Below are 23,805 nucleotides of genomic sequence, written 5' to 3'. Positions count from 1 at the left end.
CGTGCGCATCTCAACGTCGGTTACAAGGCAGATGCGGGATGGGGAAAAGGAACCGGCCGGATTCGAGCACGTCCCGCCGTGCCGTCGAACAAGATGGCCGGTGCCCACGCACCCTGGCCGCTTGCGCGTGGCCGTACGGTTCCGGGCGGTGACCGATCGTGGACATGGGCTGCCGCATGGTGGCGACCCGTGACACTTTTTGACGGTGACTCTGCCCTTCACCATGCGGGCCGATCGTCGGGGTTTCATCCGTCACCAGGGATCCGCCGGTGACGTTTTCGGGGCCGCAGCGGCGGCCTGATCAGAGAGAAGGCGGCATGTTGGACACGATGAGCGCCGAGGAGCTTCGGAGTGCGCTGGTCGAACGGATCGCTGCCCGGCACCGGGCCCTGGGTGTGGTGCTGTCGGTCGAGATCGAGAGGGCGCTGCGGACGGTCCCCCGCCACCTGTTCACGGGCGACGCCGATCTCAAGGCCGCCTACGAGGACACTGCGATCGTCACCAAGTACAACGACAGGGGCGTGACCGTCAGCTCGGTGTCGGCTCCCTGGCTCCAGGCGATGATGCTGGGCCAGGCCGAGCTGAAGCCCGGTGATCGGGTTCTTGAGGTCGGCAGCGGCGGCTACAACGCGGCACTGATCCGGGAGGTCGTCGGGCCGACCGGCTCGGTGACCACGATCGATATCGACGCGGAAATCACCGACCGCGCCGAACGGTGCCTGGCCGATGCGGGTTACACCGACATCGAGGTGATCTGCGCGGACGCCGAGTTCGAGGTCGGGCCCGGCCGCACGTTCGACGCGATCATCGTCACGGTCGGGTCATGGGACGTCCCCCCGGCCTGGGCCTCCCAGCTCGCCAAGGGAGGGCGGCTCGTCGTCCCGCTCCGCACCAAGGGCATGACCCGCTCCTGGATCCTGGAGCACCAGGGTGACCGGCTGGTGAGCCGTGGCCACCAGATGTGCGGGTTCGTGCCGATGCAGGGCGCGGGAGCCCATCGGGGAACTGGGATCCCTCTGCTGGGTGATGACGCGGTCGGGCTGTGGCTGGACGAGCGGGAGGGCATCGATGTGGCGGTGCTGTCAGGCGTCTTGGACCTGCCCCGTGCTGAGGTCTGGACCGGCATCACGGTGGGCGCGAAAGTCCCGTTCAGCGATCAGGATCTGTGGCTCGCCACGACCCTGCCAGGCTTCTGCTTGATCACCGCGTCGCAGGAAGCGATCGACGACGGCATCGTGGCCTTGCCGTGGCAGTACGGGACGCCGGCGTTCGTGGACGGCCCGAACCTCGCCTACCGCACCAAGCCCCGTCCGGTCGACGCCGACCGTGAGCTGTTCGAGTTCGGTGCGTTCGCGCACGGCCCGCACGCGGAGCGGTCCGCGCAGCTGCTGGCCGAGCGGATCGCCGCGTGGGACCGAGCTGGACGGCCGGGCCCCCACCTGTCGGTCCACCCGGCGGGCACACCGGACGCGCACCTGCCCGACGGGTTCGTGCTCGAGAAGAAGCATTCCCGTCTAGTGATCTCCTGGCCGACGGCCAGGTAGCACATCCCTTCCACCTCGAAAGGATCTTGTGATGGAGCCGACCGACTTCAACCTCGACGTCCGTCTCGTTGCTGCCGGGCCCGTGGTCCCGCGAGCCGCCACCGAGGACTGCACCAGCGACAACTGCGGTGACACCCCGGGCAGCGCAGGCATCGCCAACTGCTAGACCCGTCCTGGTGTTCCCGGCCCTCCGTTCCAGGGCCGGGAACACCCTCACCCCGAACGGAGGATCAGCAGTGGTGCATCAACCGGGCTTTCGGGTCGTGGACGCCGCCGTCATTCGTGTCGCTGCCTACCCAGACGATCTGGTCCTCCCACCCTGGCCAGACCTCACCGACGACGACGTTTCCGGGCAGGTGGCCTGGGTACGCCAGGTCTGGCCGTTGGCAGGTGTGGCCGAAGCCATCGAAGTCGCGAGCCCAGACCTGGCTCGCGTCCTCACTGCGTTGTGCGAGAACTCAGGCGAATTCCAGCCGCGTCAGGTCCGCCGCGCGACCGAGGCCCTGATGCGCTATCTCTTGCGGTGGACGAGCCGGGCCACACCATTCGGATTGTTCGCCGGAGTCTGCCCCATCGACGTGGGCCCCACCGCGTCGGTCATGTTCGGCGGGCGGCACACCGCCGTGCGCCAACCGGATTCCACGTGGCTCACTGACGTGATAAGCGCGCTGGAAAGCCGACCGCAGTTGCTCCGGCAGTTGCCGGTCATGGCGAACAACCTGGGGTTCGAGCGGGGCGGCGATTGGGTGCTGCCCTGTCAGCCGTGCGCCGAGGGACCGGTGTCGGACGTATCCGTGCGCTACACCGCTGCGGTCCGCAGGGTCCTCCAGGAGGCCAGGTCCCCGATCATCTTCGGCGACCTCCTGGCGAAGCTGACCGCCGAGTCTCCCCTGACACCTGTCACGATCATTGAGGATATGCTCACCCAGTTGGTGCGCCAACGGATCCTGCTCACCAGTCTGCGGCCGCCGATGACCGTCACCGATCCCCACGCCAATGTCGCCGCCCAACTCGACGGGCTGAAGGGGATCGACGTCAGCCCCACCGCTCTCGACCCGGGCCGACGGCTGTCGGTCGGGCTGCGGCTGGACTGTTCGATCACCCTGCCGCCCGCCGTGATCGGTGAGATCGAGGCGGCTGCCACGATCCTGGTCCGGGTAGCGCCGGGGCGGCCCACCTGGCAGACCTATCACACCGCGTTCGTCGACCATTATGGTCCCGGCGCGCTAGTCGGGGTCCGGGAGCTGCTGGACCCCGATAGGGGGCTCGGCTATCCCGCCGGGTTCCGGGGAACGCTGTTCAAGGACAGCCCGCCGTCGGAGCACAGGGACATCGCGTTGGCTGGCCTCGCCCAGAGCGCCTCTCTGGACGGTTGCGCCGAGTTGGTCCTCGACGAGGAGATGGTGGCTGGACTGGAGACTGCCGGCAGCGCCGGGGTGGTCCCCCACACGGAGTTGCGGGTCAGGCTGAACGCCCCTACCCCGGCCGCGTTGGACGCCGGGTGCTTCACCCTCACGGTGGCGTGCGCGTCGCGGCACGCCGGGACCTCGGTGGGCCGGTTCCTGCACCTTCTCGACGCCGGTGAACGCGACCGTATCGCCGAGGCCTACCGGGGCCTTCCCACGAGCACGGTCGGCGCGATGGCCGTGCAGCTGTCCAGCACCCCTCTGTTCGCCCGCACTGACAGCCTCGCCCGGACCCCGGACATCCTGCCGGTGCTGTCGCTCGGGGAACATCGTCACCCACTGGACTCCCCGGTCGATCTCGATGACTTGGCGGTCACCGCCGACACCCGCAGCCTTGCCCTGGTGTCCCTGTCGCGCGGGTGCGCGGTCGAGCCGTTGATGCTGAACGCGGTCGACTTGCGTCACGGCGCCCACCCGCTGGCCCGGTTCCTATGCGAGGTCAGCACCGGGACGTCCTCACCCTGCACCCCGTTCTTCTGGGGCCTGGTCGCCGACCGGTTCGCGTTCCTTCCACGGGTCCGATACGGCCGCACGGTCCTCAGCCCGGCCCGGTGGAACCTCACAGCCACCACCCTGCCCGCCTCGACCGCCACCACCTCGGAATGGGCGCGAGAGTTCCAGGAGCGACGGCACTCCCACCACATCCCGGATGTGGTGCGGCTAGGCGACGATGACGTCCTGATCCGCCTGGACCTGACCGAAGGCGCGCACCTGGCGCTCCTGCGCCGCCACCTGGACCGGGCCGGAAAGGCGACGCTGATCGAGCATGGAACCGATGACGGCTGGATCGGCGGCCGCCCCCACGAGATCGTTGTTCCCCTCGCCTCCACTGCGGCACCGCGCTCATGGGCACGACCCTTACGGCCCTTACGGATCCATCACGGTCCTGGCCACCTGCCAGGGGTCTCGCCGTGGCTGTACGCGAAGTTGTTCGGGCACCTGGGACGCCAGACCGATCTGCTCACGACCTCCTTGCCGGCTCTGCTCGGCGACTGGGAGCACGGTGCCCCCGACGACTGGTGGTTCATCCGCTACGACACCCCCACACCGCATCTGCGGATCAGATTGCGCTTGCACGACGGGGACCAGTACGGGCGCGCCGCCCGCTCGTTCGGGCAATGGGCCGACATCGTTCATCGTGCCGGGTTGCTTCGCGACTTCACTCTGGACACCTACCGGCCGGAGACCGGCCGGTTCGGCACCGGACCTGCACTGGCCGCCGCGGAAGCCGTGTTCGCAGCAGACTCTGCCGTCGCGGTCGCGCAGTTGGGCACCAACCTGAACGCTTCCGCCATGACCGCAGCGAGCCTGGTCGACCTCGCGACAGGCTTCCTCGGTGCCGACGGACCGCGCTGGCTCGTGGAGCACATCACCCACGGTGGGCGCCAGGCGCTCGATCGGAACGTGCTGGAGCAGGCCCGGCAACCAGCGAACGTTCCGCCACGGCGGCTTCTGGAACGGCGGCGGATGGCGCTCACCACCTACCGGGCGCTGCTCGACGGCCCGGACGTGGACGTCGTTATGGCCGACCTGCTGCATCTGCACCACGCCCGCATGATTGGAATCGACGCGGAGTCCGAGCGGACCTGTCTGCGGCTGGCCCGGGCCGTCGCTCAAGGCCTGACCGTCCGAGGAGAAAGGAGCGGCACATCGACGTTCGCGAGCGAGCTCGCCGCCACGCCGACTACATAGCCCGGCAGCTCAGCAGACCTCACCCGGTCGGGTCATCGGTCCAGTCACTCAGCGGTGGTGCCACCGGAATCGCGCTCCTGCATATCGAGCGGGCCACTGCGGGGATCGGCGGGTGGCAGGACGCGCACGCCTGGCTGACCACAGCGGCTCAGGACGAACTCACAATCGGCGCCGACGCCTGCCTCTACCACGGGGCGCCCGCGCTGGCGTTCGCGCTCCACCCCGCGCGCCGGCCTGGGTACCGGCACGCGCAGGCGGTCCTGGACGAAGGCGTCGCGACCGTCACCCGGGACCGGTTGAACGCGGCCTCTCAGCGGCTCGCGCGGGGCGAACGGCCCGCCCTCGCCGAGTTCGATCTGATCAGCGGCCTGACCGGTCTCGGCGCTCACCTGTGGAGACGTGACCCCGGCGGCGACCTGGTCAAGGACGTGCTGGCCTACCTCGTTGCTCTCACCGAACCGGTCGACGGACTCCCAGGCTGGTGGACGATGTCCTCCGCCGGCCGCGCAGCTGAAGACCCGCTTGGCGGGCACGCCAACAATGGGATGGCACACGGCATCGCCGGGCCGCTGGCCTTTCTGGCTCTCACCGCCCGAGGCGACCTGGTCGTGCCAGGCCAGGTGGAGGCCATGGGCCGGATCTGTGCGTGGCTGGACGACTGGCAGCAGGACCACCCCGGTGGCTCCTGGTGGCCCGAGATGGTCACCCTCGCCGAACTCCAGCAGGGGCGGACCACACAACCCGGGCCGCTGCGCCCCTCCTGGTGTTACGGCACGCCTGGAATCGCGCGCGCCCAGCAGCTCGCCGCTCTCGCGACCGGTGATACCGCCCGCCGGGTCACCGCCGAGTCCGCCCTGACCGGCTGCCTGAACGACCCGCGCCAGCTCCGGCGAATCGTCGACCAGAGCCTGTGTCACGGCACGGCGGGATTGTTCATGACCGTCACCGCCTTCGCGGCCGACGCGCTCGCCCCGCACGACCTACAGCTCCCTCGCGTCGCCGAACTGCTTGTCGACGGCCCCGCCGCTACCGACACACCCCCCGGGCTCCTGACCGGATCCGCAGGTTACGGCCTTGCCCTCCACACTCTTGCCCACCACACATCACGCACCACCTCGTGGGACGCCTGCCTGCTCCTCCGCTGACCGAAAAGAGGTACCTGTGCAGCCTGGCCAATGGCGGCAAGCCAACGTCAGCTTCGCCGACCGCCACGACGCCGAACGCCTCGCCGTGGCCCGCATCGGGCCGGTCCTGAGAGACGCCGAGGAGCACGGGCTCGTCTCCGCCTGGTTCTTCACCCGCAAGGAGCAGTGGCGGTTCCGATGGCTGCCCACCAGCCCAGCAGCCGCCGACACGGTACTTCACGCCTTGACCGAAGTCGGCGAGTCGATGACATGGATCTCGGTCATCTGCGAGTTCGAACCCGTCGCCTTCGGCGGCCCCGCGGGCATGGACGCCGCGTGCAAGCTCTTCCACGCCGACAGCCGCCACCTGCTGCGCCGGCTTCAGACCGACCCGCCGCTTCGCCAGCGGGAAACCTCGATCCTGCTGTGCGGCGTGTTGTTGCGCGGAGCCGGTCTGGACTGGTTCGAGCAGGGCGACGTGTGGGCGAGGGTTGCCGAACTACGGCCGTACGAGAACATCATCCCCAGGGCCCCCGAGAGCGCCCGGGAATTCCTCGATGCGATGCATACCCTCATGACCATCGACGCCGCAGGCCTGTGCGACCCCGCGAAACGCGGACCATTGCACGGTTATCAGGCGTGGATCGCCGCATTCGAGCAAACCGGCCAGACCCTCGCCCGTCTGAACCGCCACGGCCAACTCGAGCGCGGCCTGCGAGCCGTCCTCGCCCATCACCTCATCTTTCATTTCAACCGCGCGGGCCTGAGCGGCATGGACCAGGCGACCATGGCCGCCCTCGCGGTCGAGGTCGTCTTCCACGATTCCAGAGCCCTTTGAGTCAGCGCGAGCGGCTTCGGCTTCGCGTTGCCGGAAGGTTTGCCGGAGCAGGGCCGATAGGCGCTTCGAGGGGTGCGCGTGACCATACGCGGTTCGCCTGGCCCGCGAGGTCACCTGCGGGTTTCTGCCGCGGGAGGAGGTCGAGCGGGCGCTCGCGGCCCCGCACGAAGCGACCAGCTCGGTGCGTCAGGTCCTCACCAGCGCGGGGATCCTGTCATGACTCCGGCGACGATGGCCCAGACAATGCCGGTGCTGGACAGCCACGCCCGCCGCTGCGCTGGCACTCTGGCAGGGATCGACGTCCTGTTCATCGGGCACGGCACGGGAGTGCCCGTGATCTGGAGCCGGTTCGACCCCATGGCGTGCGAGGACTGCGCCGTCGTGGTCCTGGGCGAGGCTGAGCAGGGAGGTCAGCCGTGACGCTCACCGCGACCGAGGGCACCGGAAATGCGTGATATCCAGGGAGCGGATCACAGTCCTGCCCTCACATCCTCGGCGGCAGCCTCGAACCGATACGCGACCCTCCGCCGGTCAGCGGTAGACGAGGTGATGGCGTTGAGGTATTCGACATCAGTAGTCATCCGATGACGAGCGGCTGCCACGATGTCCTCACGGCGCGCGGCGAGATCCTGGGCGCTGTAGCCGGTTACTGCGATCGACCAGGTTTCGAACAGCGCCCGGTTGATCGGACTCCGTCCGCTTGCGTCTTGGGGCCACTTGCGGAATGTGTGCTCACCGAAGATCAGGTACGTGCTGGTCATCGCCGCCTCAAAGGCGCTTTCCAACTCCTGTACCTTCGCGTCCGACGCGGCTTCCGGATCGTCCAGCAGGCGAGTGGCGTCCATTAGGAAGGCTTCCAACACCGGATTCTCCATGTACGCGTCCATGCCAAGCAGCCAGAACGCTGCGAAGCGCAGGGCCATCTCGCGGTCGTTCATCCTGATGTGACCGGTCAGGCCATTGGTGGCCTTGGCGAACGCGTCGGTGTGCGTCATACGCTTGACGATGTCGCGGCTACGCGGCCGGCTCATGCAGTGCCGGATCTCCTGCACGTTGAGCGGTGTGCCGCCGGTGTTGATCCGTTTGAAGATGTCGTACATGACTTCCGGAGGTGTCCCCGGGTCGATCACATTGATGACCAGCTGTGTGTTGTTGATCCGGCGTTGCAGTTGTACGGCGAGGTCTTGGAAACGCAGCCCTTCTACGTCCTTGAGATACGCCACGCCCTTGAGTCGGAACGCTGGGTCCAAGCCGCGCACGAAGTCGTACAGCGTGGACAGTCGCCGGACTCCGTCAACGACGCGGAACGCACCGTCGCTGTCCTCGGCGAAGTAGAACGCCGGGAGCGGAATCTGCAACAGTAGGGACTCGACGAGCAGCGACTTCTGGTCCGTGCGCCAAACCTGGCCACGTTGAAAGTCCGGCGCGAGTTCAAGGGAGCGTTCGTCGATCAGGTCGAGTATGTTACGCAGTGAGAACACGCTCGTCGTTACACGAACCTGTTCCGGATTCCACGGCCGGTGGATCACTTCCTCGACGCTGCTGGAGTCCTCCACTTCGATACCGGTGGCCATCCCCTCGAAGACATCCTCTACCACATCCGGTGCCGTCTGCGTTCCCTCCGAAGTCATGTAGCCATCCTAGTTAGGCCGCTGCCCGCCCCACCGACGATCGCCCGGCGAAACGTCGGCCGCTTGGAGATGGCAGTCACGATCGGCGGCGAGTTCGAGGCGGCTGATGCGGGCCTGCTCCTCCTCGTCCGTATGGGCAGGCTCGGCGGCGCCGGCTCTGGGCGATCTGGACCGCGCAGGCCCGCCGCTCCAGCGCAGGCTGGCCTCAAGGTCTGCCGCTGAGCTTGTGCACGGCCGACCACATACCGGTGTGCGCGTTCTGGTGCGCGTTGCGGAACTCGGGGATCTCCGGGGGTAAGGCCAGCAGGCCATCGCCCTGCTCCGCGAAGAGGGATGGGTGATCATCCTTCTGTGGTGAGGAAGCTACGTCGCAGACAGGGAGAGTCGGCGAGCGGAGACAGGAGAACGCCCCGCCATCCGGGAGGAGTGACGGGGCTTCTCGGATGCGCCGAACCTAGCCACTGGAGTTAGAGCGCTTCGGTCGGAGGAGTTAGAGCAGATCCTGGACGGCCAGGAACACCTCCGCGCAGCCGTCAAAGAAGCCTTGCCAGTACGGACTGTCGTCATCTGGGCGCGGCATAGAGAAGGTCTTGTCGCCGCTTCTCATGTCGGCCAAGAACGTCTCGACGCTCGGCCATACTTCCTCCTCATCCGACTCTGATTCCACCCTTAAGCTAATTTTGAGTAGTTCGCCAAATGTGGCGTACTCCTTCGCCCACTTGACTCCGTGCTCGTGACCCTTTGCACGGGCCGCTGTGAGGTCTGCATCGATGGTGGCGCGGAGGCGCTCCGCGACGGCGTGGATGTCGCTCATGAACTTCTCCTTCAGCTCGGCCTTCTGCACCGCTTGGCGCAGGGCCTCTTGAGTCACCTCTGAGATGGAAATCCCATGCGCCTTGACCTGTTCGGCCAGGGCGTCGGGGAGGTAGACGGACGTCTTCATGCGACCTCTCCTCTCTGTGTATGCCGCGCGCTACAGGCTCCATGGCGGTATATGGACGGTATACCGTCCATATACCGCCATGCAAGGGGTGAGTGGCTATGGAGACCAATTGATCCGCGGCTTGAGCAGCTCATGCACCTGACGGCGGATCCTCCCGCTCTTGGGCATCGGGCCAGGTCTGCGCCGCATCCCCGGCAGGCATCGGAGTACCACTCGTGTTCGCCAGTGGGAGCGGCGAACTCCAGCGCTGACCCAGGCTCGCCCTTGGTCTTGCGCAGCTCGGCCAACTCGGCTCGCAACTGTGCATATTCGGACATGGGCACTTATGATCACAATAGGGGAGTCGAGGACATAAATGGTGCAATCAGTATCAAATCGGATTGCCTGATTGCCTGCACGCCGGGAGCGGAATCTGCACCAGTAGGGACTCGACGAGCAGCGACTTCTGGTCCGTGCGCCAAACCTGGCCACGATGAAACTCTGACGCGAGTTCAAACGCCGGGCGGCGGGTATGGGGCGGATAGACCCCGTACCCGCCGTTTCGCGTTGCCGGAAGGTTTGCTGGAGCAGGCCCGATGGGCGCTTCGGGGGGTGCGTGTTTGTGTCACACTCATGACCATGGAGATGCGGACGATCACCTCCCCTGAGGTCCCTGGCACCGGCCCTTACTACGCGAACGCCAAGGAGCTGACCGGTTTCTCACGGCTTCTCTACATCAGCGGCCAGATCCCCGAAACCGTCGACGGCCATGTCCCGCCCGACTTCGAAGACCAGGCCCGGCTCGTGTTCGGTCACATCCGGTCCCTGCTGAAGGCCGCGAACATGGACGTGACCAACCTGGTCAAGCTGACCATCTACCTCAGCGACCGCCAGTACCGCGCGGCGCTGTCGCGGGTGCGCAACGAGAACTTCGCCGGCCACCAGTTCGCCATGACCATCATCATCACCGGCATCTACGACCCGATCTGGCTGCTGGAGGTCGAGGCGGTCGCCGCCGAGTGACCCGACGGCGTGTGACGACGGGAAACGCAGAGGCGGCCGGCCCCGGTGCGGGGCGGCCGCCTCTCACGGATCCACCGGGCTATTCCAGGTAGCCGCGTACCTTCCTGAAGTAGTCGACGGCACGGACGGGCGGGCCGTCCTCCGTCTTCACCTGCAGCAGGATCAGCCCGCGCGCGTCCGGGTCGCCGCGACGCCCGCAGGCGACCGCGACCCCGTCCTCGGCGGCCCTGATGATCCGGCCGGGCGTGCCGCAGTAGCCGCGCTCGGGCGGGCGGGCCACCTTGACGAACAGCCGGGCGCCGTTGTGCGTCGTCCAGGCGTTGATGAACGGGTCGCTCTGCCCGCGGACCAGGTTGTAGACCTCGGTGGTGGAATCGCGCCAGTCGATCCGAGTGTCCTCAAGCCCGATCTTGTGGTAGAAGGTTCCCCCCGTCGTCGGCTGCGGCTCGCCGGTGTGCCCGGCCCCGACCAGGTCCAGCGCGCGCAGCGTCACGGGCACGTACTCGCTCATCAGCTTCTGGAGCACCATGCCCGCAGTGTCGTGCGGGCCGATGGGGACCAGCGCCCTGGCCACCACGGGGCCGGTGTCCAGCTCCGCGTCCATGAAGTGCACGGTCAGGCCGATCTCGGTGCGCCCGTCCCTGATCGACCAGTTGACCGAGCCGAACCCGGCGTACTCCGGCAGCAGCGCGTCGTGCACGTTGAGCGCGCCGAGCCGCGGGACGCGCAGCAGCTCGATCGGGGCGCGGGTCCGCCAGTTCGTGGAGACGATCACGTCCGGCGCGAGCTCCTCCACCTTCTGCCACAGCTCCGGCTCGGCCGCCGTGGAGGAGTAGATGAGGGGGATGCCCAGCTTGCCGGCGAACTGCTCCACGTCGGGCTCGCCCAGCCCGCCGAACTCGGCCACGTGGGTGAGCACCGTCACCACGTCGTGGCGCCTGACGAGGCCGCCGAGCATGTTGGCGCCCAGCTCCCCGTACCCCATGAACAGGACTCTCACTGGGCGGCTCCGCCGGCGGCGCGCCGCCCGGCCCGGAAGCGGACCGTGTTGACCTTCATGTACCCGGCGGCGTCGCGCTGCTCGAACACGTCGTCGGCCTCGAAGGTGGCGAACGCGATGTCGTAGCGGCTGTGCGGGGACGTGCGGCCGACGACCTGGACGTTGCCGCGGTACAGCAGCAGGCTGGCCTCGCCGGTCACGACGTCCTGGCTCCAGTCGATGGCGTGCTGGAGCATCAGACGCTCCGGCGCGAACCACAGACCCCGATACACGAGGCTAGCGTAGCGCGGCATGAACTCGTCCTTGAGGTGCAGCACCTCGGGGTCGAGCACCAGCGACTGCACGGCCCGGTGCGCGTGCCACAGGATCGTCCCGGACGGCGCCTCGTAGACGTTGCGGGTCTTCATGCCGAAGATGCGGTTCTCGACGATGTCGAGGCGGCCGACGCCGTGCCGCGCGCCGATCGCGCCGAGCTCGCGCAGCACCCCGGCGGGGGACAGCGCCTCGCCGTTGACCGCGACCGGGTTGCCCTTCTCGAAGGACACCCGCACGACCTCGGGCTCCGGCTCGGCGTCCAGCAGGTCCTTGACCCGGGTGAGCAGGCCCGCGGGCACCGGCAGCGCCGGGTCCTCCAGCGCCACGCCCTCGTAGGAGGTGTGCAGGAGGTTGGTGTCGATCGAGTACGGCCGCTCGCCGCTGGACAGGTCGACCTCGATGTTGTTCTTGCTCGCGTACGCCAGCAGGTCGTTGCGCGAGGAGAACTCCCAGTCACGCCAGGGGGCGATGACCTTCATGTCGGGCCGTAGCGCGCCGTAGGTGTACTCGAACCGGACCTGGTCGTTGCCCTTGCCGGTCGCGCCGTGGGCCACGGCGTCGGCGCCGACCTCCTCGGCGACCCGGAGCTGGGCGGCGGCGATGAGCGGGCGGCCGATGGACGAGCCCATCAGGTACTGGCCCTCGTACATCGCGTCGGCCCGGTACATCGGGAACGCGTAGTCGCTCGCGAACTCCTCCTGCAGGTCGACGATCTTCACGTCGACCGCGCCGAGGGCGAGCGCCTTGCGGCGGGCGGTCTCCAGCTCCTCACCCTGGCCGAGGTCGGCGACGAACGCGGTGATGGGGCACTTGTAGCGCTCCTGGAGCCACACCAGCACAACGGAGGTGTCCAGTCCGCCGGAGAAGGCGAGGACGATGTGCTCGGGCGATTTCCCGGCGTTGCTGGTCACGAGACCTCCACGGTTTCCGGTTCGGCCCAGAGACCGTCCATGGTCTCGTGGGAGAGTTCCATCGTCAGGTTCTGCGTGGACGCGTATCCCATGTTGATGATCTTGCGCGTGCCGTTCGCCACGGGGTACACGCGGTGCAGAGTGGTGTCCGTCCGCATCAGGTACAGGTCGCCGGGGAAGAGCTCGACCGAGTAGATCGGGTGCTTCACCAGCGTCCGGTTGATCTGCGGGTCGGACTTGTTCCAGGTCGTGCCGGGCACGCACTGCACGAAACCGCCGTCGGCGATCGGCGGGGTCTCGATGACCCAGACGACGGCGAAGCTGTAGTCGTCCCAGTGCCAGCCGTGCGTGTCGCCGTCCTTCTCCAGGCAGGTGATCACGTACTGCTCGGGCTCGTACGGGCAGGGGTGCACCGGCTCGCCGGCGACCTGCGCCAGGCCCTGCAGCAGCTTGGCCGACTTGTAGATCTCAGGGATGACCGTGCCGAACTCGGCGATCTCCTTGCGCCGGACGTTGCGCATCCGGCGGGGGCTGAAGTCGGTCTCCTTGAAGCTGACCTCGCGGCGCACGCTGCCGACCTCGAGGAGCTCGTTGACCTCGGCGGCGATGGCCTTCTTCACGGAGTCGGGGACGAGAAAGGGAACCTTGGCGTGGCCCAGGTAGGAGAAATTACGCCGCGCCCGCGCAATGGATTCCTCGCTCACACTCGTGGCGAGATGCGTTTCCAGATCGAGTAGCAGCGTGTCGACGTCCGACATGGCCGCCTCCTTGGAGTATCGCTGTGGCTTGAATCATGGGTTTATGGACAAGGGACTGGATTCCCGATGGCGGGCGGCCGGATCCGGAGTGCAGCATAAGCCGCGCTCCGTGCAGGAAGGCAATACTGATAGTTATGAAACGCGTCTATCGAAATCTCTTACGAGAGCCGTCGTGAAACAGGGAGCCCGTGGCGGTGCCGGCGCACGGCGAGAGGGACCCGTGGCGCCCGGGCGGGGATCCCGGGCGCGGGCCTCGTGCCGGCCGGCGCCGCGTGCGGGTCAGGCCGTGCGCTGGGCGGTGGCGAACTCCAGGGCCTCTTCGGGGCTCTCCGGGAGCTTGCGCAGTCGCGGGATGATGGAGAAGAAGAGCGGCAGCGTGGCGGCGGCGGAGGCGATGGCCCCCACCCAGATCGCCTCGCGCAGGCCGATGCTCGCGCCGACGAACCCGCCGGCCAGGGCGCCGAGGGTGCCCAGACCCGACAGCAGGGTGCGCATTCCGGCCGTCATGCGCGCCATCAGGTGCTGCGGGGTCACGGCCTGCCTCAGGCTGAGCGCCACGACGTTGGCCACCGACAGGCCGAACCGGGTGAACACGAACCCTCCGCCGATCACGACCGCGGCGAGCCAGGTCGGCCCGGTGACCAGCGGCACCAGCAGCGGGCCGCAGTACCCGATCACGACGGCGACCATGTAGACGCGGCCGTACTGGTAGCGCTTGATGAAGGTGCCGGCCGCGAGCGAGCCGAGCAGGCCGCCGACCGAGCTCAGGCTCAGCGTCAGGCCGAGCGTGAAGGGGTCGAATCCAAGCGTCTTAATGCAGTACAGCACGAAGAGGCCGTCGATGAACATGTAGCAGAAGTTGTACGCGGACCCGATCGTGGCGATGATCCGCAGGAAGGGGTTGCTCGTCACGAAGACGATGCCCTCCCGGATCTCCTTGCCCAGATGGCGCTCGGCGCCGGGCGACGGCTCCGGCTCGGGCCGGCGGATCGACGAGAGGGTGATCACCGAGACCAAGTAGGAGAACGAGTCGATGATCAGGGCCCACGGCGCGGTGAATATCTGCACGATCAGGCCGGAGATGCCGGGGCCGGCCAGATCGGCTACCGAGAAGCTTGAGTTGACCTTGCCGTTGGCCGAGACCAGGTGCTTCTTGTCGACCAGCGTGGGCACGTACGACATCCAGCACACGTCGAACAGGACGGTACAGATGCCGATGCCGATCGCCAGCGCGTACAGCGACCACATGCTGAGCGCTTCCATCCAGGCGAGCAGCGGCACGAGGCCGATCAGCACGCACCTGACGATGTTCGCGCCGATCATCAGGGGCCGCTTCCTGCGCCGGTCGGCCCAGACGCCGAACAGCAGCGACAGGAAGAGGAACGGCACGAACTGGGCGAACCGCAGGCCGCCGGTCTCCTCGGGGCCCGCGTTCAGCGCCAGTACGGCGGTCAGAGGCAACGCCAGCGCGGTGACTTGCACGCCCATCAGAGAAATGGTCTCGCCGACCCAGAACTTGGTGAAGTCGTGGTTGGACCAGAGTCCCCGGTCTCGTGGTGCGGCGAGTTCCGGCGCGTCGGAGTCTGACTGACTCTCCGTGGACAACGGATCCTCCGTGGGTCGATAGGCGTGGCGTTGCTAATCGTGCAGTATTGTGATCACAAGGCGGTGTTGGGCGTCAATTACCGCTGTGTTTCACATTTTTCCGGTCCGATAATCCCTACGCTTACACCGGATACACGGACGTGGACATTCACGCGGGGCCCGCCGTCACGCGGCCGCGGGGTCCAAAGGGAGCGGGGGTTCCGCGGGCACGGCGGTCGTGCGGCCACGGCCACGGCGCCGGGCGGGCGCGCGCCGAGCAGGGACGGCGTGCGGGAGCCCGCTCTTTCGGGTCCGGCCCCAGGGCGCCCTGTCATTTTGGTCCTGTCATTCTGGTCCGTGACCGGGGCGTCCCGTATCGTCAGACGGAAACGGACGGGTCCGGGGGAGCGTGACCGGGGTTTCGGACCGCACGGACGGGGGATGTGGTCGTTCCCTATGGAGGGCGGGCGGCGGAGGGGCCGCGCGGCCCGGCGAATAACGGATCACATCTGGTAACCCTGAGTTCCGGCCGTGCCGGGACCGGAGGCCGGTGCCTATTCACGGGGGTCCGGCGGCGGGGCATCGTGGGGGTGGCTTGGGGGCGTGTCCTGCGGAGATGTCCCACGTCATGCCGTCAGGGCTTTATGGGGTCGTTTACCGTACATTTTCCTGTTGACAGCTATCTAGGCGTATTTTACGCTACATTCGCCCGACATTTTGGGTAGCCGTCAATTTCCCGTAGGAGGTAGGGATGACGCCCAAGCTCGTACAGAAGACGACCGAAACCCCCGTTCTGCTCACGCCGGAATTGGTGCAGAACATGCTGGCCGCGCGCCAGGCGGAGCTGGCGATCAAGTTCCGCACGACCTGCACCGACTGCGTCCCGAATATGTGACGAAGCGTCGGTTCGACCGAGCGGCCGGCGTCGATCTTCGCGCCGGTTAATCCACTGTGCGGAGATCGACTCCCTTGCTGGACGATATCGCACTGATCAATGAATGCGCGATTGCGGACGCGGGCGGCATCACCCCGCATCCGAAGCAATCGTTGTGTGCGATACCCGGGCGGATTCTGGCCGAGCTCGACCGTGCCGCCCGGGGAATCGTGGTACTCGCGGTCGACGGCCTGTCGTGGCGGGCCGCCCGCGCGGGGTGGCGCGACGCAGCCCTCGAATGCCTGACCTCCACGTTCCCGAGCACCTCCGCGACGGCCTGGATGACCGCCGTCACCGGAGTCCCGCTCACCGATCACCTCGTCGTCGGCGCGGCCTACCGTTCCCCCATCGAGGACGCCCTCGCCGACGTCATCTTCGGCACGATCCTCGCCGGCCCCCACGACGCCCCCGCCGGGCCCGATGCTCCGGGCATCCCCGGCGCGCCCCATGGTCCGGCCACCCCGTACGGCCCTCGCGCCGCCGACGGCCTTCGCGCCCCTCGCGTCCCCGTCACCGTCGGGAGTCCCGTCGCGCCCGGCGTCCTGGCCGCGCTGCCCACCGTCTTCCAGGTCGCAGCCTCGCGCGCGCGGCCCGTGGCCAAGGCGCGGGAGATCGGCGCGATCGACAGCCCCTGGGCGTCCGCGCTGCTCGCCGGCGCCTCGCGCGGCCCACGACCCGACCCCCGGGCGCTTTCCGCCGACGCGGCCGACCCCGGGCGGATGGTCGAGGCCGTGGCCCGCGACGTCGAGGACGTCCTGGCCGCCCACCGCGACGACCGTCCCCTCCTGCTCTGGACGTACGTCAACCTGGACGACCACGTCCACCGGCACGGCTACGACGACCGGGCGGCGCGCGCGGTCGAGGCGCTGGAACGGCACGCGCTGTCCTGGGCCCGCCGCGGGTGGACCGTCCTCGCCCACTCCGACCACGGCCAGGTGCCCTGCGAGCCCGACGCCGCGCTCGAGGTCGCCTGGGCCCGCGTCGACACCCCCGAGCTGTGCCGCCTCCCCGCCGGAGGCGCGGGCCGGACCCGCTGGCTCCACCCGCGCGCGGGCCGCGCCGCCGAGGTGCTGGAACGGCTCCGCGAGGCCATGGACGGCCACGCCCTGGTGGTCCCCGCCGCCGACCTCCCCGCCCTCGGGCTCACCGGCCCGTCCGGTCCGGGGTCCACCGGTCTGCCGGGTCTCCGGTCCAGCGGCCTGCCCGTTCTTGGGTCCACCGGTCTTCCCGCCGCCGTGGGGGAGCGGTTCGGCGAGGTCGTCGCCATCGCCACCTCGCCCCGCTTCCCCCTCCCCGTGCCCGGCATGGCCTTCGAGCACGGCGCGCTCACTCCGGACGAGATGCTCGTCCCGCTCGCGACCTGGCGCTGACCTGGGCGCCTTCAGGAGGCGGTCGGCTCCGACGCGGTCGTGGCCGCCGGCACCTCCGGGCCCGAGGCCGCCCCGCCGCGGCGCAATACCAGCACGTACACCGCCACGCTCATGAACGCCACGGCGCTGATGGCGTAGATGAAGCGGAACGGCACGAACTGGATGATCAGCGACCCGAGGCCCAGCGACGCGATGAACGGGATGTCGATCAGCGCCTCCATCGCGGTCAGGGCCCGCCCCTGGAGCTCGCCCTCCGTGCGGCGCTGCACGAGCGTCGTGGTCGCGACCAGGAACACCGGGATCGAGACGCCGACCAGCACCGCGCCCACGCACATGCCGACCTCGTGGGTCGGGATGACCAGCGCCATGCCGACCGCGCCGAACGCGAACCCGATGGCCGCCGCGCGCGCCTCGCCGTACCGCCTGATCAGCATTCCGGTGCCCACGCCCCCGGCGATCGAGCCCGCGCCCTGGAACGTGGCGACGATGCCGATGAACGCCGTCGACCGGTGCAGGCCCTCGTCCACGGCGGCGAACATCGCGGTGTTGAGCAGCCCGCCCGCGCCGAGCGCGAGGCCGACCGCGAGGACCGCGCCGCGCAGCTCGCGGTCGCGCAGGATGTGCCAGACGCCCGCCGTGAGGTCGCCCATCAGCCGCCCCGGCACCTTGTCCCGGGCGCGTACCAGGTCGGGGGTGCTCTTCAGCATCATCAGGATGATCGCCGACACGACGAACGTGCTCGCGTCGAGGAGCGCGACCCCGCTGAGCCCGGCCGTCACGAAGATGACCGTGCCGAGCAGCGGGCCGATGATGCGCAGGCCCTGGCCGACCGAGCCGAAAAGGCCGTTCGCGTCGCCGAGCAACTCCTTGGGCACCATGGAGTGGACGAGGCCGCCGCGCGCGGCGTTGAAGATCTGGTTGGAGATGCCGTAGCCGAGCGTGACGGCGAACACGATCCACAGGTCGCCCGCGTCCCGCACCAGCAGCAGGCACAGCACGAGGACGGTCGCGGCGAGGTCGTTGACGATCAGCGTGAGGCGCCGGGGGAACCGGTCGACGAGCAGCCCGGTGAGCGGCGCGAGCAGGGACGGCAGCGACAGCAGGACGAACGTGACGCCGGCCAGCGCGTCCGACCCGGTCAGTTCCTTCACCCAGATGGCCAGCACGACGAGCAGCGCCCGGTCGCCGAACATGTTGATCGCCTGGCTCGCGAAGAGCAGGACGAATCTGGGGTCACGCATGAGCCGGCGCACCGGCACCTCCATCCCTGGCGGCCGATCCCGCCGTTACCCCGCCCACAGCGCCCCCATCAGGCCCCGCTTTCCCTTCGTCGACGGTGGCCGTTTCGGCGGCCCATCCCGCCTCCACCAGGATGTCGAGGAACCGCCCGGCGAACCCGTCCTCGACGGGAAGGCCCGTGGCGTGTTCGGCGTACCGGGCCACGGCCTCGCGGTCGCGCGCGCCGTCCACGGCATGGGCCAGCGCCAGCATGAGCGCGTACCCGCGCGCCCGTTCCTCGGCCAGCCGTCCCCCGATCCACTCCCGCCCATCCGGCGTGGCCGCCTCGGCGAGCCCGCGCAGATTGAACGGCCCCTCCCAGGTCCGCCGCGGTATGGACGGCGTCCCGCCCGCGCGCGCGTCCGCCGGGGCCGGGAACGCCGGGGACGCCGGGGACGCTGGGGACGCTGGGAACGCTGGGAACGCTGGGAACAAGGTGGCGATGTGGGCGGCGAGGTCCTGGATCCATCGCCGGGACGCGGACCCGCCGCGGTCCCCGCACAGCTCGTCGATCCACCCGAGCGCCGCCATCGCCACGTCCGTACGATGCCACAACAACGCGCCCGCCCGCCCCGCCTCCAGCACTCCGCGCCGAGCATCAAGGTCCGCCTCGTCGGCCGTGTGGCGCTCGGTTCCATCTGCCGACATTTCGGATATGTCGGAAGAGGGGGCGCGGCTGGGGAGGCACTCCAGGAGGCGGGACGCCGCCCAGCGGGTGGCGATGGCTTCCAGTTCGGGGCGGTCGGCCGGGGTGGCGGTGCTCAGGACGGCGATCGTGGCTGCGGCGACGGTTGCGGTGCGGCGCAGTTCCTCCGGATCCACCTTGTCGAGGGTGTCGGCCGAGCTGTGGTTGAACCGGTCCGGCCAGTGCCCGAGCGTGACGGCGGGGCAGCCGATCGAGCGGTCGGCCAGCAGGCTGTGGTCGGACGCGCCGACGAAGGGCGTGGCGCGCCAGGCCCACGTGTCGCACGCCACGGCCCCGGTGTAGGAGCGCGCGGCCTGGGGGAGCAGGGTGACGACGTGCTCGGCGAGCGCGCTGACGAACCCGGGCAGGTGGTCGGGTGCGCGCTCGACGATGAGCGGCCCGCCGCACAGCCGCTGGTCCTCGCCCGCCATGTCCACGTTGACGGCGGCCATGGGGACGGAGGCCGCGACATCGTGCAGGTAGGCGGCCATGCCGGTGAACTCGGGGGCCCAGACGAACCGGATGCCCCGGCGTGGGCGGGCGCCGAAGCCGCGCTGCGCCTCACCGGTAGGGCCCGCCAGCACCCGCGCGATGCCGAGCAGGGCGGCCACGCCCGAGGCGTTGTCGTTCGCGCTCGGGCGCGGGTGGCACAGGTGGGCGTACAGCAGGGCCTCGGTGGCCTCGTCGCCGGGGATCAGGCCGGTGACCAGGGGCATGGGCGCGGTGTCGTGCGCGGTGACGGTGACGCGGGCGCGCCCCCGGGCGAGCAGCCCGGCGAGCCGTCCCGGGGGGACACTGAAGGCGAGCAGCGAGGTGCCGCCCCGCAGTTCGACCCTGCCCACCTGGCCGTCCTCGGAGACCTGGTCGGTGACGAGCCCGAGCGCGCCCTCCCGCTCGGCCTGGGCCAGCGCGCGGGCAAGCGGGATCGCCGGGTCGTCGTGCACGGCCAGTGCCCCGCGCAGCGACGCGGTCCCCGAGCCGACGCGGACCATGGGCACCTCGACCCCCTCCGGCCCGGTCGGCGCGGAATGCGCGGCCAGCGTGAAGGGCTCGTCTGGGTATGCGGCGACGGTGAACGGCTCGTCCGAGTGCGCGGACACGGTGAAGGGCCCGGTCGCCGAGCCCAAGGGGGACGGTGCGGCCGCGCCGATCTCCGAAACCACTCCGGACGGTCCGGTTACGGCGGTCAGTTCGGCGTGCAGGGGTGTCCAGGATGTGGGGGCGCGGAAGCTCCACCAGCGGCGGCCACCGTCCGCGGGGAACTTCAGCAGCCGTACGTCGGCGAGACCCGCCTCCTCGGCCCGGGCGGCGACGTACTCGGCCGCCGCCATGACGCCGGACGACGCCTGGTAGCGGTCGAACCCGCACACCGCGGCGACGTCCGCCATCGCCGCAGCCGTGTCGAAGGACGCGTGGATCCGGTCGACGACCCCCCGGACGCTCACCGGCCCGCCACGGCGTTCATCCGCCCGCCAGGGCCGCCCGGTCCACCAGCGCGCGGAAGGCGGTACGGCGTTCCACCGACAGGGGGACGCTGACGCGGGTGCGTGGCGGGCCGAAGATCGGGCGTACGGGCTTGCCGAGCAGGCCGGGCGGGACGTCGCCCTCGACGGTGACCCACGGCAGCGCCGAATGTCCCGGTTCCACGGTCACGCCGAGACGGCGCAGCCCCGCGACGAGCTCGGGCTTGGCGGTGGCGAGGGCCGTACGCAGGGGCTGGAGCACATCGCCGCGCTCGAGCAGGCGCATCGCCACCTCCAGCGGAAGCGCGGAGGCCGCGAGCGGCGGTGCGACCCGGCGCAGCGCGGCCCCTGCGTCCGCCGAGCAGATGGCGAACCCGACGCGCAGCCCGCCGCAGCAGTACCCCTTGGACAGGCCGCGCAGCACGACGAGCCCCTCGACCTCGGAGGTGAGTGGCACCGCGCTGGCCTCCGGCCCGGCGTACGTCGCGCAGGCCTCGTCCAGCACCAGCAGCCCGCCGGCGTTCCGGGCCGCCTCGGCGAGGGCGCGGACGCGGTCCGGCGGGAGAAGCTCCCCGAGGACGCCGGGACGTTCGACGAGCACGAGCGCGGGCCGCAGCCGGGAGATCGTGCCGGGCGCGTCGTCGTCGGCCGGGTCGAAGGGGCGCAGGGTCGCGCCGAGCCGGGCCGCCCAGCCGGGCAGGTCCGGGTGAGAGTACGGGGTGCACAGCAGCGTCCCCGGCGCGGCGAGCGCGCCGAGGGCGTGCAGCAGGGTGGTGGTGCCCGCACCCGCGACCACGCGGTCCGGGGTGATGCGGGCGCTGAAGTGCGCGCTCAGCACGGGCGCCGCGCGCTCGCCGCCGTACGGGTCGGTGACCGCGAGATGCCGCGCGAGGTCGGCGACAGCCGAGGCGGACCGGCCGTCCGGGACGGGTTCGGCGGGCACGGAGGCGGGCAGGCCGTCCGGTCTCGGATCGGCGGTCGCGGTGGTGGGCCGGCCGTCCGGGGTGACCTCGGCCCAGACCTGGTCGATCACGTCCCGGACGAACTCGATCTCGTCGGGGGCCCAGCGGAGGTCGAGGTCGCCGGGGGCCGGGAGGACGCGGGTGTAGTCGAGGACGGCCGGCTCGGGAGTGATGGCCGCGCGGGCGACGAACTGGACGTACCGGGTGTCGATCCGGATCTCGGACCCGGCGGCGAAGTCGGCGTCCGCGCGGACGATCTCGTAGCCCGCGTCGCGGAGCATCCCCGCGACCTCGGGCGGTTGGTAGAGGCGCACGTCGTCGAGCAGGCGCGCGACGGTGCCGTCCGGGTAGGTGACGCGCAGCTCGCCCTGGTTGCGGCCGGTCACCGGGTCGTAGGAGCGGAAGAAGTCGTAGACGACGCCCTCGGCCTCGAACCGCGCCGTGGGCTGGTACCGGGTCAGGATGCCGGTCACGTTGGAGTGGTCCAGGACGAGCACCCCGCCGGGGACGAGCCGCTCGCGGACCCGGCGCAGGAACCGGCGCTGTTCGTCGTCGGTGCCCCAGCCGAAGTTCTGCAGGCAGACCGCCGCGTCCGCCTCCGGCAGGTCGGCCCGTCCGAACAGGTCGGCGAGGACCACCGTCAGCGGGACGCCGGCCCGCCGCGCGGACTCCTCGGCCTGGTCCAGCGCCCACAGGCTGACGTCGACGCCGACGACCTCGAAGCCGTGCTCGGCCAGCGCGACGGCGTGCCGGCCGATTCCGCAGCCGAGGTCGAGCACGCGCCGCCCGGGCGCGTGCTCCTCCAGTGTCTTGACGAGGTACGAGACCTCACCGGCCGTACGTGCGGCGGTGTACTCGTGGCGGGCGAAGCTCCAGTAGTCGGCGGTGAAGTACTCGGTGTACCACCGCGTCATGAGAAGCCCATCTTGCCGAAGAACTCGCACACGTCGCAGAGGTCCGGCGGGTTCTGTACTCCTTCCTGGAGGATGTAGACCCCTTCGCACATGCGGCACTTCTGCTCCACGAACGGGAACATGTAGCGCTGCATGTTGGCGAACGACTCGAACAGGTAGTAGTCGACGCCCGGCCACAGGCCGTACAGGTGGTCGGCGAGCGCGTAGGCGATCGAGCGGTCCTGCGGGCCGGTGGTGAAGCGGCCCGGCGTGCCCTGCCGGTTGAGCTCGGGGGCGACGAGCTCCAGGTAGAGCATCAGCTCCTTCTTGGTGATGCGGTAGAGGGGGAAGATGTACCGCAGGCCGCCGATCTCGCGGACGGGGATGCCGCCCATGCGGTAGCCGCTGGTGATCCAGGTGACCATGCTGGCCACGAGGTCGTCGCCGTTGAAGCCGAACGCGACCGTGCCGGCGCCGTTCTCCTGGGCGTAGTTCTCCAGCATGCGGCGCAGCACGTGGTGGCCGACGACCATGTTGTAGTGCCGGTGCTCGCCGGAGACGACGCTGTTCATGGCCTCGACGAACGGCCGGCGCATCTTGAAGACGCGCTCGATGTCCTCGGCGGTGACGATGACCTGGTCGATGCCGAGCCCGGCGGCGGAGGCGCGGGCGGCCTCGAACGTCGCCGGCTCGTCCCAGTCGGGCAGGCCGGTGATCGTGACCGAGGTCATGGGCACTCGGGGGACGCGGTCGCCGACGCGTTCCAGCAGCTTGACGAACGCGACGCTGTCCCGGCCGCCGGAGAGGCCGATGACGACCTTCTCGCCGGGCCGGAGCACCGCGTGGCTGTGAATGCTCTGGACGAACGTCTCCTCGACGTACCGGATGAAGCCCTCGCGGTCGAACTGCTCGGATCGATGCTCGAGCTGTCCGTTTACGTCGAACATGACCGTTTTCACGTAAACGGGATCGGGGGTGCCGTAAACGGTACGTTGAGGCTTGCGCGTGACGTCCAGGTCGTAGTGGCGGACCTGCCGGATCTCGATCACGTCGTCTGCCCCGACGGTCGTGGTCTCTTCGGGAACGATTTTCCCGTTCTGGGTCGTAAGCACGGCGTTTACGGGAATGCCGTACGCCGTCAGGACCTCAGTAAGCGGCCGTCCAGGGGTTGCGCTCAGAGTCTCCGAGCCGCCGACTTTGTCATGGAAGACGACGTGGGCCACGGCTTTTCTCCCTCACTGCTGTGGTGTCCGCTTAGTATGGGGTCATTTACGCCATTCGCGTCAAGCGTCGTAGTCGATGGGCCGTGAATCCATGCCGGGGGTGCCGTGAGCGCGTCATTGACCGTCGAAGTACATAAGTCCGTCGATGCTGTTGACGAGGATGAATGGGATGATGTTGTATCGAGGGCG

General features: G+C 69.3%; 19 protein-coding genes. 9 read left to right on the top strand and 10 right to left on the bottom strand.

Going from position 1 to position 23,805, the window contains the following annotated elements:
• Window positions 1-317: 317 nt before the first annotated feature.
• The 6 genes from fxlM (at window position 318) to AB0M95_RS06775 (ending at window position 7,084) form a co-directional block, all read left to right on the top strand.
• Window positions 318-1,544 (top strand): methyltransferase, FxLD system, encoded by a 1,227-nt coding sequence (fxlM, locus tag AB0M95_RS06800; protein WP_363760523.1) that lies wholly within the window; start codon window positions 318-320, stop codon window positions 1,542-1,544.
• 31 nt (window positions 1,545-1,575) lie between these two features.
• Window positions 1,576-1,710, top strand: coding sequence for an FxLD family lanthipeptide (gene fxlA, locus AB0M95_RS06795; protein ID WP_363760520.1), 135 nt, complete (start codon window positions 1,576-1,578; stop codon window positions 1,708-1,710).
• A gap of 70 nt (window positions 1,711-1,780) precedes the next feature.
• Window positions 1,781-4,702 (top strand): lantibiotic dehydratase, encoded by a 2,922-nt coding sequence (locus AB0M95_RS06790; protein WP_363760517.1) that lies wholly within the window; start codon window positions 1,781-1,783, stop codon window positions 4,700-4,702.
• Window positions 4,597-5,847 (top strand): lanthionine synthetase C family protein, encoded by a 1,251-nt coding sequence (locus tag AB0M95_RS06785; RefSeq protein WP_363760812.1) that lies wholly within the window; start codon window positions 4,597-4,599, stop codon window positions 5,845-5,847. The genes AB0M95_RS06790 and AB0M95_RS06785 overlap by 106 nt, the downstream gene beginning before the upstream one ends.
• A 16-nt stretch (window positions 5,848-5,863) precedes the next feature.
• Window positions 5,864-6,664: a thiopeptide-type bacteriocin biosynthesis protein gene (locus AB0M95_RS06780; protein ID WP_363760514.1), complete on the top strand. Its 801-nt coding sequence runs from the start codon at window positions 5,864-5,866 to the stop codon at window positions 6,662-6,664.
• A 216-nt stretch (window positions 6,665-6,880) separates the two neighbouring features.
• Entirely contained in the window at window positions 6,881-7,084 is a 204-nt protein-coding gene (locus AB0M95_RS06775) for a hypothetical protein (protein WP_363760512.1), read from the top strand.
• A gap of 50 nt (window positions 7,085-7,134) precedes the next feature.
• On the opposite strand, the gene AB0M95_RS06770 is transcribed toward AB0M95_RS06775, so the two are convergent.
• Window positions 7,135-8,295, bottom strand: coding sequence for a DUF262 domain-containing protein (locus AB0M95_RS06770; RefSeq protein ID WP_363760509.1), 1,161 nt, complete (start codon window positions 8,293-8,295; stop codon window positions 7,135-7,137).
• 490 nt (window positions 8,296-8,785) lie between these two features.
• Window positions 8,786-9,238, bottom strand: coding sequence for a type II toxin-antitoxin system CcdA family antitoxin (locus AB0M95_RS06765; protein ID WP_363760506.1), 453 nt, complete (start codon window positions 9,236-9,238; stop codon window positions 8,786-8,788).
• A 618-nt stretch (window positions 9,239-9,856) separates the two neighbouring features.
• Here AB0M95_RS06765 and AB0M95_RS06760 point away from each other — a divergent pair.
• Window positions 9,857-10,240, top strand: a complete 384-nt coding sequence (locus AB0M95_RS06760; RefSeq protein ID WP_363760503.1) for a RidA family protein — start codon at window positions 9,857-9,859, stop codon at window positions 10,238-10,240.
• Between the two features lie 79 nt (window positions 10,241-10,319).
• Here AB0M95_RS06760 and AB0M95_RS06755 read toward each other — a convergent pair whose 3' ends face one another.
• The 4 genes from AB0M95_RS06755 to AB0M95_RS06740 form a co-directional block, all read right to left on the bottom strand.
• Window positions 10,320-11,240 carry a methionyl-tRNA formyltransferase gene (locus tag AB0M95_RS06755; protein WP_363760500.1) on the bottom strand — a complete coding sequence of 307 codons (921 nt, stop codon included), beginning with the start codon at window positions 11,238-11,240 and terminating at the stop codon, window positions 10,320-10,322.
• Window positions 11,237-12,466 carry an argininosuccinate synthase gene (locus AB0M95_RS06750; protein WP_358512153.1) on the bottom strand — a complete coding sequence of 410 codons (1,230 nt, stop codon included), beginning with the start codon at window positions 12,464-12,466 and terminating at the stop codon, window positions 11,237-11,239. Before AB0M95_RS06750 ends, AB0M95_RS06755 begins: the two co-directional genes overlap by 4 nt.
• A complete protein-coding gene (locus AB0M95_RS06745) occupies window positions 12,463-13,224 on the bottom strand; it encodes a hypothetical protein (protein WP_363760497.1) in 762 nt (253 codons plus the stop codon). The genes AB0M95_RS06750 and AB0M95_RS06745 overlap by 4 nt, the downstream gene beginning before the upstream one ends.
• 279 nt (window positions 13,225-13,503) lie before the next feature.
• A complete protein-coding gene (locus AB0M95_RS06740; protein ID WP_363760494.1) occupies window positions 13,504-14,829 on the bottom strand; it encodes an MFS transporter in 1,326 nt (441 codons plus the stop codon).
• 730 nt (window positions 14,830-15,559) lie between these two features.
• Between AB0M95_RS06740 and AB0M95_RS06735 the strand changes: the two genes are divergently transcribed.
• Both AB0M95_RS06735 and AB0M95_RS06730 read left to right on the top strand, forming a co-directional pair.
• Window positions 15,560-15,703: a hypothetical protein gene (locus AB0M95_RS06735; RefSeq protein ID WP_358512162.1), complete on the top strand. Its 144-nt coding sequence runs from the start codon at window positions 15,560-15,562 to the stop codon at window positions 15,701-15,703.
• 209 nt (window positions 15,704-15,912) lie between these two features.
• Window positions 15,913-17,112 carry a hypothetical protein gene (locus AB0M95_RS06730; RefSeq protein WP_363760491.1) on the top strand — a complete coding sequence of 400 codons (1,200 nt, stop codon included), beginning with the start codon at window positions 15,913-15,915 and terminating at the stop codon, window positions 17,110-17,112.
• Between the two features lie 11 nt (window positions 17,113-17,123).
• Here the strand turns inward: AB0M95_RS06730 and AB0M95_RS06725 are convergent, their stop codons facing one another.
• From AB0M95_RS06725 to AB0M95_RS06710, 4 genes are read right to left on the bottom strand one after another with little or no spacing between them, the layout of a single operon-like run.
• Window positions 17,124-18,353 (bottom strand): MFS transporter, encoded by a 1,230-nt coding sequence (locus AB0M95_RS06725; protein ID WP_363760488.1) that lies wholly within the window; start codon window positions 18,351-18,353, stop codon window positions 17,124-17,126.
• Window positions 18,346-20,520, bottom strand: a complete 2,175-nt coding sequence (locus AB0M95_RS06720) for a DUF4910 domain-containing protein (RefSeq protein WP_363760485.1) — start codon at window positions 20,518-20,520, stop codon at window positions 18,346-18,348. The genes AB0M95_RS06725 and AB0M95_RS06720 overlap by 8 nt, the downstream gene beginning before the upstream one ends.
• Window positions 20,521-20,536: 16 nt before the next feature.
• Window positions 20,537-22,414: an aminotransferase class I/II-fold pyridoxal phosphate-dependent enzyme gene (locus AB0M95_RS06715; protein ID WP_363760482.1), complete on the bottom strand. Its 1,878-nt coding sequence runs from the start codon at window positions 22,412-22,414 to the stop codon at window positions 20,537-20,539.
• Window positions 22,411-23,505 (bottom strand): hypothetical protein, encoded by a 1,095-nt coding sequence (locus AB0M95_RS06710; protein WP_358512177.1) that lies wholly within the window; start codon window positions 23,503-23,505, stop codon window positions 22,411-22,413. Before AB0M95_RS06710 ends, AB0M95_RS06715 begins: the two co-directional genes overlap by 4 nt.
• Window positions 23,506-23,805: the final 300 nt, after the last annotated feature.

This window comes from Sphaerisporangium sp. NPDC051017 (genome assembly GCF_040683095.1).
Taxonomy (GTDB): Bacteria; Actinomycetota; Actinomycetes; order Streptosporangiales; family Streptosporangiaceae; genus Sphaerisporangium.
This window is presented reverse-complemented; position numbering and strand designations above follow the sequence as displayed.

Coding starts and splice junctions, on each gene's coding strand:
- AB0M95_RS06725 (WP_363760488.1), bottom strand. CDS start 18,353: ATGCGTGACCCCAGATTCGTCCTGCTCTTCGCGAGCCAGGCGATCAAC.
- fxlA (WP_363760520.1), top strand. CDS start 1,576: ATGGAGCCGACCGACTTCAACCTCGACGTCCGTCTCGTTGCTGCCGGG.
- AB0M95_RS06770 (WP_363760509.1), bottom strand. CDS start 8,295: ATGACTTCGGAGGGAACGCAGACGGCACCGGATGTGGTAGAGGATGTC.
- AB0M95_RS06765 (WP_363760506.1), bottom strand. CDS start 9,238: ATGAAGACGTCCGTCTACCTCCCCGACGCCCTGGCCGAACAGGTCAAG.
- AB0M95_RS06715 (WP_363760482.1), bottom strand. CDS start 22,414: ATGACGCGGTGGTACACCGAGTACTTCACCGCCGACTACTGGAGCTTC.
- fxlM (WP_363760523.1), top strand. CDS start 318: ATGTTGGACACGATGAGCGCCGAGGAGCTTCGGAGTGCGCTGGTCGAA.
- AB0M95_RS06760 (WP_363760503.1), top strand. CDS start 9,857: ATGGAGATGCGGACGATCACCTCCCCTGAGGTCCCTGGCACCGGCCCT.
- AB0M95_RS06745 (WP_363760497.1), bottom strand. CDS start 13,224: ATGTCGGACGTCGACACGCTGCTACTCGATCTGGAAACGCATCTCGCC.
- AB0M95_RS06735 (WP_358512162.1), top strand. CDS start 15,560: ATGACGCCCAAGCTCGTACAGAAGACGACCGAAACCCCCGTTCTGCTC.
- AB0M95_RS06775 (WP_363760512.1), top strand. CDS start 6,881: ATGACTCCGGCGACGATGGCCCAGACAATGCCGGTGCTGGACAGCCAC.